Here is an 11,196-nt window from a genome sequence, read left to right on the forward strand (position 1 = left end):
AAACACCCGCAGTGGGGGTGTAACAACACCCGCGCCTCGATAAAAACACCCCCCCCCCCCCCCCCCCCCCCCGGCCGGGGGGGGGCCCCCCCCCCCCCCCCCCCGGCGATTGAGGGCAGAGCGGCCAAGGCCACAGCCACCGGCCCGAGCCACGTCACATCAAGCCCGCCCGGCGATTGAGGGCGAAGACCAGCACGTCACACGCACCGCAGCCCCCTCCCAGCCCGCCCGGCGATTGAGGGCAAGGGGCCGGCGCAGGCCGGCAGCAGGGGCAGCAGCCTGCTACACCGGCAGGCTGCGAACTAGCAGCCGAGCAGCCGGCTCCCCAGGTACCCCTCGATCTGGTCGAGCGACACCCGCTCCTGCTTCATGGTGTCGCGCTCCCGCACCGTCACCGCATTGTCGTCGAGCGTGTCGAAGTCGACCGTCACGCAGAACGGCGTCCCGATCTCGTCCTGGCGGCGGTAACGCCGCCCAATGGCCCCGGCGTCGTCGAACTCGATGTTCCAGTTGCGGCGCAGGTCGGTCGCCAGACCCTTGGCCTTCGGGGAGAGCTGCGGGTTGCGCGACAGCGGCAGGACGGCGACCTTGACCGGCGCGAGGCGCGGGTCGAGCCGCATCACGGTGCGCTTCTCCATGACGCCCTTGGCGTTGGGGGCCTCGTCCTCGTTGTACGCGTCGAGCATGAAGGCGAGCATGGCGCGGTTGAGGCCGGCCGCCGGCTCGATGACGTACGGGAACCAGCGCTCGCCGGCCTCCTGGTCGAAGAACGACAGGTCCTGGCCGGAGCCCTTGGAGTGCGCCTTGAGGTCGAAGTCGGTGCGGTTGGCGACGCCTTCGAGCTCGGAGTACTCGGTGCCGCCGAAGTTGAAGCGGTACTCGATGTCAACGGTGCGCTTGGAGTAGTGGGAGAGCTTCTCGGCGGCGTGCTCGTACCACCGCATGTTCTCCTCGCGCATGCCGAGGCCGGTGTACCAGTTCCAGCGCTGCTCCATCCAGTACTCGTGCCACTGCTCGTCCTCACCGGGCTTGACGAAGAACTCCATCTCCATCTGCTCGAACTCGCGGGTGCGGAAGATGAAGTTGCCCGGCGTGATCTCGTTGCGGAACGACTTGCCGGTCTGGGCGATGCCGAACGGCGGCTTCTTGCGCGAAGTCTGCTGCACCTGGGCGAAGTTGGTGAAGATGCCCTGGGCGGTCTCGGGGCGCAGGTAGGTGACGGCGCCGGAGTCCTGGGTCGGGCCGAGGTGGGTGGCCAGCAGGCCGGAGAACTGCTTGGGCTCGGTGAAGCTGCCCTTGTTGCCGCAGTGCGGGCAGTTGATGTCGGCCAGCCCGTTGGCGGGCGACTTGCCGTGCTTGGCCTCGTATGCCTCTTCCAAGTGGTCCGCACGGAACCGCTTGTGGCAGGAGGTGCACTCGGTGAGCGGGTCGGTGAACGTGGCGACGTGGCCCGAGGCCTCCCAGACCTCGCGCGCCAGGATCACCGACGAGTCGAGACCGACGACGTCATCGCGCGAGGTGACCATGGAGCGCCACCACTGGCGCTTGATGTTCTCCTTGAGCTCGACGCCGAGGGGTCCGTAATCCCAGGCGGCGCGCTGACCGCCGTAGATCTCACTGCACGGGTACACGAAGCCACGGCGCTTGCTCAGGCTGACGATGGTGTCGATCTTGTCGGCGGCCACGGTGCTCTCTTCATTGCGACGACGGATATCGGATGGGGCGGCGCGTAGCGCCTCGTTGAGGGGGTGACGATCAGGAGACGAACAGCGAATGCTTCAGGTTACCGGCGGCTCCACCCCCCTAATCAAATCGGTTCCGCAGCCCTCTGGCGCGACCTGGCTCACACCCCGCGCTGTTGACAATCATTTCCAATTTTGTTGAAAATGAGTGTCATGAACGTACGCCGCACCGGCTTCACCCGAATACCCACCGTCACCGTCGCCGCCGTCGCCGCGGCCGGCCTCCTCGCGCTCTCCGCCTGCTCGTCCTCGGACACCGCGGCCAAGACCAAGGACGGCAAACTGAACGTCACGGCGTCGTTCTACCCGATGGAATTCCTCGCCCAGCAGATCGGCGGGGACCACGTCAACGTCACGGACCTGACCAAGCCGGGCGTCGAGCCGCACGATCTGGAGCTCACCCCGAAGCAGACCGCCGCCCTCGGCGAGTCCGGCGCGATCGTCTACCTGAAGGGCCTCCAGCCCTCCGTGGACGACGCCGTCAAGCAGTCCGGCGTGAAGCACGTGGCCGACGCCGCCTCCCTCACCCACCTCGAAGAGCACGGCACCGAGGTCGACGGGCACCACCACACCACCAAGGACAACGGCACCGCCCACGGCGGAGGCGAAGAGGACGAGCACGGGCACGGCGGCCACGACCACGGCGGCAGCGCCGCCGCCGACCCGCACATCTGGCTCGACCCCGTGAAGTACGCCGAGGTCGCCAAGGGCGTGAACAAGACCCTCGCCGAGGCCGACCCCGACCACAAGGCCGACTTCCAGAAGAACACCGACGCCCTGGTCAAGAAGCTCGGCGCCCTCGACACGTCGTACCGCGACGGCCTGAAGAACCGTGCCTCCGACACCTTCATCACCACCCACGCCGCCTTCGGCTACCTCGCCGAGCGGTACGGACTCGTCGAGGAGGCCATCGGCGGCATCGACCCCGAGGCCGAGCCCAGCGCCGCCCGCGTCAAGGACCTGCATAAACTCGCCAAGGACCACGACGTGAGCACCGTCTTCTTCGAGACCCTCGCCAGCCCCGCCACCGCCAAGACGCTGGCCGGCGACCTGAAGCTGAAGACCGACGTGCTCGACCCGCTCGAAGGCATCACGGACAAGTCCAAGGGCCACGACTACTTCGAGGTCATGACGTCCAACCTCAAGGCCCTGCAGAAGGCGCTCGGCACCAAGTGAGCCAGGCCCACGCGACGGAGGAAACCATGGAACCGCAACCGCCCGAACCGGTCATCTCGCTGCGCGGGGCCACCGCCTCGCTGGGCTCGCGCCCCGTGCTGCGCGGCGTCGACCTGACGGTGCGGCGCGGTGAGGTGGTGGCCCTGCTCGGCGCCAACGGCTCCGGCAAGTCCACCGCCGTACGGTCCGTCGTGGGCCAGGTCCCGCTCTCCGCCGGGGAGCTGGAGCTCTTCGGCACGCCGCAGCGCGCCTTCAAGGACTGGGCGCGGCTCGGGTACGTACCGCAGCGCACCACCGCCGCGAGCGGGGTGCCCGCGACCGTGAAGGAGGTCGTCTCGGCCGGCCGGCTGGCCCGCACCAGGCTGGGCCGGCCGCGCCGGGCCGACCGGGAGGCCGTCGTACGGGCCCTGGAGCTGGTCGGCATGGCCGACCGGATCAAGGACCCGGTGGCGGCGCTCTCCGGCGGGCAGCACCAGCGGGTGCTGATAGCCCGCGCGCTGGCCGCCGAGCCCGAGCTGCTGATCATGGACGAGCCGATGGCCGGCGTCGACCTCGCGAGCCAGGCCGTCCTCGCGGACGCCGTGCGCGACCAGGTCGCCGCGGGCACCACCGTCCTGCTCGTCCTGCACGAACTCGGCCCGCTGGAGCCGCTGATCGACCGCGCCGTCGTGCTCCGCGACGGCTGCGTCGTGCACGACGGCCCGCCGCCCGAGGCGGTCGGCCAGCACGCGCTCCCCGGCCACGACCACGTACACCCGCACGCCGACCCGGCTGCCGAACCGATCCGGACAGGGCTGCTGACCTGATGGAAATCCTCGACCTCGCCTTCATGCAGCGCGCGCTGCTCGCCGCCCTCCTGGTCGGCGTCACCGCCCCCGCCATCGGCATCTACCTCGTGCAGCGCCGCCAGGCGCTGATGGGCGACGGCATCGGCCACGTCGCCCTGACCGGCGTCGGCCTCGGCTTCCTGCTCAACACCAGCCCGGTGTGGGTGGCCACCGCCGTCTCGGTGGCGGGCGCGGTCGCGATGGAGCTGATCCGCTGGTTCGGCAGGACCCGCGGCGACCTCGCGCTCGCGATGCTCTTCTACGGGGGCATGGCGGGCGGCGTGATGCTGATGAGCCTCTCCGCCAACGGCTCCAACGCCAACCTCATGACGTACCTCTTCGGCTCGATCGTCACGGTCTCGCCCTCCGACATCACCACGATGTGCGTCCTGGCCGCCTTCGTCGTCCTGGTCACGCTCGGGCTGCGGCGGCAGCTGTTCGCGGTCTGCCAGGACGAGGAGTTCGCCCGCGTCACCGGGCTGCCGGTGCGGCTGCTGAACCTGCTGATCGCCGTCACCGCCGCCGTCACCGTCACCGTCGCGATGCGCGCCGTCGGCCTGCTGCTGGTCAGCGCCCTGATGGTGATCCCGGTCGCCGCCGCGCAGCAGATCGCGCGCAGCTTCGCGACCACCTTCGCGATGGCCGTCTCCCTCGGCGTCCTGGTCTCCCTCGGCGGCACCGCCACCTCGTACTACGCGGACGTGCCGGCCGGCGCGACCATCGTGCTGATCGCGATCGTGCTGTTCGTCGCGTTCACCGCGCTCGCCGCGCCGCTGGCGAGGAAACGGGCGAAGAGCACCGCGGCGGTCGAGGAGCGGTGCACGCTGGAGGTGCCGGGGGCGCGTACGGCGACGGACGACGTACGGGTCTAGCCGGGGGCGCCGTCGGACGCCGTACGGGCCGCGTACGCCCGTACACCGCCGCCGGACCCCGTACGGACCGCATACGTCCGTAAGCCGGCACCGGACCCCGTACGGGTCCAGTCCACACCGCCGACCCCGTACGGGCCCAGTCCACACGCCGCCGACCCCCGTACGGGTCGAGCCCGCCCGCCGCCCATTACGGGAGAAGGGGAGCGCTCCCGCCCCCCGAACCCCGTCCAGCGCCCTGGGGATATCCCCCGGGGCGCTGCCGCACCTGGCACAATTGGCCGGGTCACTCGTGACGACGGGCATGCAGGCGAGCAGGAGGAGGCAACTGTGGTGACCGCTGGTCCACCGGTACGCGGCCGATCCACCAGGCAGCGAGCCGCCGTCTCGGCGGCGCTCGATCAGGTGGACGAGTTCCGCAGCGCGCAAGAACTCCACGACATGCTCAAACACCGCGGCGACTCGGTCGGCCTGACCACCGTCTACCGCACCCTCCAGTCCCTCGCCGACGCCGGCGAGGTCGACGTGCTGCGCACCAGCGAGGGCGAGGCGGTCTACCGCCGCTGCTCCAGCGGCCACCATCACCACCTGGTGTGCCGGGTCTGCGGCAAGGCGGTCGAGGTCGAGGGCCCCGCCGTCGAGAAGTGGGCGGACTCGATCGCGACCGAGCACGGTTTCGTGGACGTCGCCCACACCGTCGAGATCTTCGGCACCTGCGACGACTGCTCGAAGCAGTAGCCGCAGGACCGTTCGCACCCGGCGCCGGGGTCAGCCCGCCGAGGCCGAATTCGCCGCGTTGCCGGCGCTTTCGGCCTCCGCGGCGCCGAACCGGCGGTCGCGCTGCGCGTACTCAAGGCAGGCGCGCCACAGGTCCCGGCGGTCGAAGTCGGGCCAGAGCACGTCCTGGAAGACCATCTCGGCGTAGGCGCTCTGCCAGATGAGGTAGTTCGAGGTGCGCTGCTCGCCGGAGGGGCGTACGAAGAGGTCCACATCCGGCATGTCCGGGTAGTACATGTACTTGGCGAAGGTCTTCTCATTGACCTTCGACGGGTCGAGCCGCCCCGCCTTGACGTCCGCGGCCATCGCCGCCGCCGCGTCCGCGATCTCCGCCCGGCCGCCGTAGTTGACGCAGAAGTACATCGTCATGGCGTCGTTGTCCTTGGTCTGCTCCTGCGCGACCTGGAGCTCCTGGACGACGGACTTCCACAGCTTCGGCATCCGCCCGGTCCAGCGCACCCGGATGCCCATCTCGTCCATCTCGTCGCGGCGGCGGCGGATGACATCGCGGTTGAAGTTCATCAGGAAACGCACCTCTTCGGGCGAGCGCTTCCAGTTCTCGGTGGAGAAGGCGTACAGGGAGAGGTTCTTGACGCCCATCTCCAGGCAGCCCTTGAGCACGTCGAGGACGACGCCCTCGCCGACCTTGTGGCCCTCCGTGCGCGGCAGCCCGCGCTCCTTGGCCCAGCGGCCGTTGCCGTCCATGACGACCGCCACGTGGTTCGGCACCAGCTCGCCGGGGATCTTCGGCGGCCGGGCCCCGGAGGGGTGCGGTTCCGGCGTCAGGTATTCGCGTCGGGAACGGCCCAGAATCCCGCGTCGTGCCATGCGTGCCACTTCTCCTAGGTTCGGTAGCTGCTGCTGCTACTTCTCGACGTACCGGAGCGAACGCAGACCCCGCTCCAGGTGCCAGTGCAGATACGCCGCCACCAGCCCACTGCCCTCCCTGGCATGCCGCGCCTCGCAGGCGTCGGCCGTCCCCCAGTCCCCCGTCAGCAGCGCGCCGAGCAGCGCGATCGACTCAGAGGAGGGTACGACGCTTCCGGGCACCCGGCACTCTCCGCAGATCACACCCCCCGCGGCGACCGAGAAGAACCGGTTGGGACCGGGCATTCCACACTTCGCACACGCCTCGAAACTGGGCGCGTAACCGTTCACGGCCAGCGAGCGCAGCAGAAACGCGTCGAGGATCAGATGCGGCTCATGCTCCCCCGAGGCCAGGGTCCGCAGCCCCCCGACGAGCAGCAGATACTGCTGCACCGCCGGCTCGCCCTCATGATCGGTGAACCGCTCGGCGGTCTCCAGCATGGCCGTGCCGGCGGTGTAGCGGGCGTAGTCGGTGACGATCGGCCCACCGTACGGAGCGATGGTCTCGCTCTGCGTACACAGCGGCAGCCCCCGCCCGAGCAGCTCCCCGCCCCGCGCGAAGAACTGCACGTCAACATGGGAAAACGGCTCCAGCCGCGCCCCGAACTTCGACTTCGTCCGCCGCACCCCCCGCGCCACGGCCCGCACCCGCCCGTGCCCGCGCGTCAGCAGCGTGATGATCCGGTCCGCTTCCCCGAGCTTCTGGGTGCGCAGCACAATGCCGTCGTCGCGGAACAGACTCATGCCGTTCATTGTCCCGCATGCCGAGGCCCGCTGTGCGCGGGCCTGGTCACGGCCTCGGCGCACCACCGAGCCTTCCGGCTTTTACGTGCCGGAGAAGGGTTCGCAGGTGGGCGGGGGTGGTGGTGACGGGGACGCCGGGGGCGTCGCTTTCACGGAGGAGAACGGTGCCTACAGCCTGCGCGGCAAGCTCCACACAGTTCCCCTCGGCGTCCGTCGAGTAGGAGGACTTCTGCCACTGTATTTCGGACATCCCCATGCCTTCAGAGTCGGCGTGCGATGGCGTGCACGAATTCACGCGTGCCCTCGGGGGTCAGCGCGTCGAGCTGCACCGTGTCCAACTGTGGCACCGGCCCGGAGACGTACGTGGTGGAACTTCCCGCGTTCGGAAACCCGCCCGCGGAGAACGGAATGACGCGCACGGTCACATTGTCCCGCTCCGACGCTTCAAGGACATACTCCAACTGCCGCCGGGCCACCTTGCGGCGGGTCTTCCCGGTCCAGCACGTCCCGACGCTTCAGCCGGTGCGACAGCCTGGCCCGGAGCTGGACCGGGGTGTGTTCGGGCTCGGCGGTGGAGAGCACGGCCTTCGCATAGTCCTCGGTCTGGAGAAGCCCGGGAATGTGCATGATCTGCACCGAGCGCAGCCCGACCGCGTGGTATTCGAGTTCTGCCAGGTCCAGGGCGTTGGCGGCCAGTTTCCCCCGGTAGTCCTCCCACCACCCGTGACCGCGTTCCACAGCCATGACCACGAGCTGATCGACGTACGCCTGGTCGCCACATGAGTAGATGGCAGCGAGAGTGCGAACACGTTCCTCGCTCACGCCAAATCGACATGCTTCCATGTTGCTGATCCGCGTCCAGTTCACGCCCAACTGCTCGGCGGCGTAAGCCACGTTCATCCCGGCGCGCTCTCGCATCTTCCGCAGCTCTGCGCCAGGCGTCGCTGCCTCGCGGTCGGGGCCGCTCTGGTCGGCATGCGCCTCCCCCTCACTTCGCCACACAGCTGCCCGTTGGAGAGCCGAGAGCGAGTCGACGGACGAGGGTACAGAGGCATGCGGACGCCCCGGAGAAGCCCGTCCTCGTCTCCCACGGCAGGCCGCGGAGGCTCTGGGCGTCGTCGCCCCGGAGACGGTCCGCGGATGGGCAGCACAGGGGCACGTGGCGAAGCATCCCGATCTCACGGCGAACACGGTGCGAGTAGATCTGAGGGAGTGCAGGAGTTACCAGGGAAGCCGGCCTGTCGGCGTATAGCGACGGTGCTGCGACTCCTGAGGCGACACACAGCGGACCAGGAGAACGAGGGTGCCAAGAACGACGGCGACTACCACGGTGCCGACTCCGGCAGTTTGAACACAACAACAAGCCTTCCGACCTTGCATCGGCCGGCGGGTCACTCGGGCAGCCAAAACGGCGCTCCCCAGCGCGCTGCGGTGTTGACCGCTCCGGTAAGTCGTCACGGAGAAAGCGGAGTTGAGACCGCGAGGATGATCTGCGGTGAAGTTTCGAGTGGAACCGGATCCCAAGTCGGTATGTCAGCGGGTGTTCCGTGCCCCAACCAGCGGGACGTGACCACAATCGAGTTCCACCAATTTGTATGCTTGAGATCTCGAAATAGCTTCCCCCATAGCGTCACCACGCTGAAGGCGCCCTTCTAATTCCCGAACGAGGTCCTCGAATTCGACCACGCGCGGAAGCATGTAGGACAACTAGCGGGCCTTTCCGACCCACGGACTGACCGCGCGAGGCCCCGTATCATGCACTCTCCGAGTTCCCCGTACTGGCCATCGGGGGACCTGAGGCAGAGCAACCGTCTCATCAACCATGCCCTAAGCGCAGCGAGCCCCCGTCGGATCACTCCGGCGGGGGCTGTTTTGTGTTGCTCTCGGGTCAGACCTCGGCGGCCCTGGCGAAGGCGACGAACGATGCCCACGCGTCAGGGTTGAACGAGAGTATGGGGCCGTAAGGGTCCGTGCTGTCGCGGACGGGGACGACGCGGTGTGTGTCGGCGAGGTTGGCGGCGATCTCGACGCAGGTTCCGCCGTTATCGCTGTAGGAGGATTTGAACCAGTGCGGAGCTGGGGTTTTGGCGCTCACGGGCTGCCCTTTCGTACCTGGTTGATCATGTCCACGGATGCTGGCTGGGACAACACTTCGCCCTGTAGCTGATGGTAGGCCGTCAGCATGGATAGAACTGACGTGGGCTCACGGTCCAAGTGTCCTTGAGCTTGCGACTCGGCATAAGCCATGACCGACCGGTCGGCCATCGTCAGCACGTTGACGGGCAGGTTCAGCGTGCGACGTTCCCCGATGGAGAATGGCGCTACTTGCAATACAGTGGTCGGTGAGGCGGCAAGCGTGATTAGCCGGTCCAGTTGAGCTTCCATGACAGCTTGACCGCCGATAGGGCGCCGGATGCAACTTTCATCCATCACCACGAACAGCATGGGCGGGCGGCTCCGCACTAGAGCCTGTTGGCGTTCCATAAGGAACGAGACTCGTTCGTTTGCTTGCTGGGGCGTGATTGCCCTTCGATTCGCTGCGCTGTCTGCCAACACTTTTGCGTACTCCGGCGTTTGCAGGAGACCTGGGATGACTCCGGTATCGAACACCCTGATCTCTACCGCACGCCCCTCTTGTTCCACGTATGCCGAGAAGCCTTCCAGCATCGAGCCATGCCGGATGTCATGCCATTCACGCTCGAACGCTTCGGCGGATTCGGCGGTTCCGAGTGCAACGTCGACTTGACGCGAGAACCGTAGGGTTGGCGGTTTGCGACCAGTTTCGACCGCTGAAATGTGCTGGCTGGAGCACCCCGCCTGCTCGGCCAGGTCTTCCTGCTTCCACCCACGCGCTTCCCGCAGCCTGCGAAGCCGTGCCCCGTACGCTTCCCGCAGGCTTCCCTCGGGGTTCAACTCTTTCTGGTTGACCATGACGCGCCCAAAACTCCCTTCGCTTTTGCTTACTTGAAGGGCTGCCGACTCTAGTCCACGCTGAGGCCCCCTGGTAGTGGCCTCGCTACGGAGAGGAGCGGTGATGACCGGAGAAGACCATCCCACCTGCAGGGATGGGCGTACCCCCACGGGTTATGAAGTCGTCGTTGTTGACGCGATCTTGCGCGCGGGAGGTGCGTGGCACATAGCTCCGGTGTGGTGGCCGGCTGAGAGCGAGTGCCGCACCGACCGCCACGTTCTGGCGCGCGTGAGGACCGAACTGGGCCGGCTGAAGTGGCTGTTCTCATGAGGAGCCGAGCGCGGGCAGAGCTGTCCCGGCTGATGGCCGAACGGGGCGTCAACGGGATACTCATCGCTCCCAAGCCATCGGCCTCAAGCGGCGCCCTCGGCGAGTCGTCGGACGGCCCGAACCTCCCGCCCGGCTCGCTCGCCTTCCCGCCGTGCCGATGCCCTGAGCATCGCCAGGGGCGGGGCAGGGCGGATACGGACGTCAAGCTGACCGCGCGCGACGTCAGCGACCCGCGGAACGGGGGCGGACGGTGAGGCGGCCTCTCGTGCAGGGTCGGCTCCGCCGGGCCCGGCGATGGTGGTCGCTGTACGGACAGTTCTCCCGCCCGGTGCGCGCCGTGTGGCCCAGTCGGCGGCGGGTGCACAAGGCCGTGCGGGCCCGGTGCGCCGAACCGGGGTACTACGACGCGGCGTTGATGCGGATCGCGTTGCGGATCAAGGACATCGAAACCGCCGCGGGAAAGCCGGACGAGAGCCGGCTTCTCCAGCGGCTCCTCGGCCCCGAAGCCGAACAGATCATGAGGAGGCGGAAGTGAGTCGAGCCTTCCGGTACATGACGTGGACGGTCGAGCAGGATCCGACCACACGCACGGAGTACAGCGCCGAGTGCGTAGCAGGAGAGGAAAACAACTGCGGAGAGATGATCCGTACCGGGAGCCCCGATTGGGTCGAGGAATGGATGCGCCGTCACACCCAGGCAACCGGGCACAGGCGCTACTGCCGAACCGTCGACGAGTGCGTGGTGCTGGGGCCACCGGACGAGGCCAGGGGCCGCCCGACGATCGGTGAGGCGACCTTGTCAATCCGGGATCGGCTGCCTGACGTATGACCTTCCCTCTGCGTCGATACTAGACGAGTCATTCCGAATGCTGACGGTGTGTCCGGGAACGCAGACAGGGCGTCCAAGATCGTTGTGTGACGAACAACCTGGACGCCCTGCTGACCGCACTGTAC

The 11,196-nt window shown here is 68.0% G+C and carries 11 protein-coding genes and 1 pseudogene; 5 read left to right on the forward strand and 7 right to left on the reverse strand.

Annotation, left to right across the window (positions count from 1 at the left end; all coding sequences use genetic code 11):
* Positions 1–302: 302 nt before the first annotated feature.
* The gene (locus AB0I22_RS39130; protein ID WP_363135808.1) at positions 303–1,685 is read right to left on the reverse strand and encodes a glycine--tRNA ligase; all 1,383 of its coding nucleotides are present in this window, start codon (positions 1,683–1,685) and stop codon (positions 303–305) included.
* Positions 1,686–1,895: 210 nt separating this feature from the next.
* Here AB0I22_RS39130 and AB0I22_RS39135 point away from each other — a divergent pair, with 210 nt between their 5' ends.
* The 4 genes from AB0I22_RS39135 to AB0I22_RS39150 all read left to right on the forward strand — a co-directional run bounded on the left by AB0I22_RS39135 (position 1,896) and on the right by AB0I22_RS39150 (position 5,352).
* The gene (locus AB0I22_RS39135) at positions 1,896–2,918 is read left to right on the forward strand and encodes a metal ABC transporter substrate-binding protein (RefSeq protein ID WP_363135809.1); all 1,023 of its coding nucleotides are present in this window, start codon (positions 1,896–1,898) and stop codon (positions 2,916–2,918) included.
* 26 nt (positions 2,919–2,944) lie between these two features.
* Positions 2,945–3,724: a metal ABC transporter ATP-binding protein gene (locus AB0I22_RS39140; protein WP_363135810.1), complete on the forward strand. Its 780-nt coding sequence runs from the start codon at positions 2,945–2,947 to the stop codon at positions 3,722–3,724.
* Positions 3,724–4,617: a metal ABC transporter permease gene (locus AB0I22_RS39145; RefSeq protein WP_363135811.1), complete on the forward strand. Its 894-nt coding sequence runs from the start codon at positions 3,724–3,726 to the stop codon at positions 4,615–4,617. The genes AB0I22_RS39140 and AB0I22_RS39145 overlap by 1 nt, the downstream gene beginning before the upstream one ends.
* Before the next feature lie 327 nt (positions 4,618–4,944).
* Complete coding sequence (locus tag AB0I22_RS39150) at positions 4,945–5,352, forward strand: Fur family transcriptional regulator (protein WP_363135812.1); 408 nt, start codon at positions 4,945–4,947, stop codon at positions 5,350–5,352.
* Positions 5,353–5,382: 30 nt separating this feature from the next.
* Here the strand turns inward: AB0I22_RS39150 and AB0I22_RS39155 are convergent, their stop codons facing one another.
* From AB0I22_RS39155 to AB0I22_RS39180, 6 genes and pseudogenes are all read right to left on the reverse strand, one after another.
* On the reverse strand, positions 5,383–6,219 hold the full coding sequence (locus AB0I22_RS39155) for an isoprenyl transferase (protein ID WP_363135813.1): 837 nt from the start codon (positions 6,217–6,219) through the stop codon (positions 5,383–5,385).
* Between the two features lie 36 nt (positions 6,220–6,255).
* Positions 6,256–7,002 carry a DNA repair protein RecO gene (gene recO / locus AB0I22_RS39160; protein ID WP_363135814.1) on the reverse strand — a complete coding sequence of 249 codons (747 nt, stop codon included), beginning with the start codon at positions 7,000–7,002 and terminating at the stop codon, positions 6,256–6,258.
* 46 nt (positions 7,003–7,048) lie between these two features.
* Positions 7,049–7,258 (reverse strand): DUF397 domain-containing protein, encoded by a 210-nt coding sequence (locus tag AB0I22_RS39165; RefSeq protein WP_363135815.1) that lies wholly within the window; start codon positions 7,256–7,258, stop codon positions 7,049–7,051.
* Positions 7,259–7,262: 4 nt separating this feature from the next.
* Positions 7,263–7,979: pseudogene (locus AB0I22_RS39170) on the reverse strand (helix-turn-helix transcriptional regulator).
* A 911-nt stretch (positions 7,980–8,890) separates the two neighbouring features.
* A complete protein-coding gene (locus AB0I22_RS39175; protein ID WP_363135816.1) occupies positions 8,891–9,097 on the reverse strand; it encodes a DUF397 domain-containing protein in 207 nt (68 codons plus the stop codon).
* Entirely contained in the window at positions 9,094–9,933 is an 840-nt protein-coding gene (locus AB0I22_RS39180) for a helix-turn-helix transcriptional regulator (RefSeq protein ID WP_363135817.1), read from the reverse strand. Before AB0I22_RS39180 ends, AB0I22_RS39175 begins: the two co-directional genes overlap by 4 nt.
* Before the next feature lie 575 nt (positions 9,934–10,508).
* On the opposite strand from AB0I22_RS39180, the gene AB0I22_RS39185 reads away from it, so the two are divergent.
* Positions 10,509–10,778, forward strand: coding sequence for a hypothetical protein (locus AB0I22_RS39185; RefSeq protein ID WP_363135818.1), 270 nt, complete (start codon positions 10,509–10,511; stop codon positions 10,776–10,778).
* Positions 10,779–11,196 lie beyond the last annotated feature (418 nt).

This window comes from Streptomyces sp. NPDC050610 (assembly GCF_040654875.1).
Lineage (GTDB): Bacteria > Actinomycetota > Actinomycetes > Streptomycetales > Streptomycetaceae > Streptomyces.

Bases quoted from the DNA above. Each gene is read 5' to 3' on its own strand.
- AB0I22_RS39135 (WP_363135809.1), top strand. From the start codon at position 1,896: ATGAACGTACGCCGCACCGGCTTCACCCGAATACCCACCGTCACCGTC.
- AB0I22_RS39140 (WP_363135810.1), top strand. From the start codon at position 2,945: ATGGAACCGCAACCGCCCGAACCGGTCATCTCGCTGCGCGGGGCCACC.
- AB0I22_RS39145 (WP_363135811.1), top strand. From the start codon at position 3,724: ATGGAAATCCTCGACCTCGCCTTCATGCAGCGCGCGCTGCTCGCCGCC.
- AB0I22_RS39155 (WP_363135813.1), bottom strand. From the start codon at position 6,219: ATGGCACGACGCGGGATTCTGGGCCGTTCCCGACGCGAATACCTGACG.
- recO (WP_363135814.1), bottom strand. From the start codon at position 7,002: ATGAGTCTGTTCCGCGACGACGGCATTGTGCTGCGCACCCAGAAGCTC.
- AB0I22_RS39165 (WP_363135815.1), bottom strand. From the start codon at position 7,258: ATGGGGATGTCCGAAATACAGTGGCAGAAGTCCTCCTACTCGACGGAC.
- AB0I22_RS39180 (WP_363135817.1), bottom strand. From the start codon at position 9,933: ATGGTCAACCAGAAAGAGTTGAACCCCGAGGGAAGCCTGCGGGAAGCG.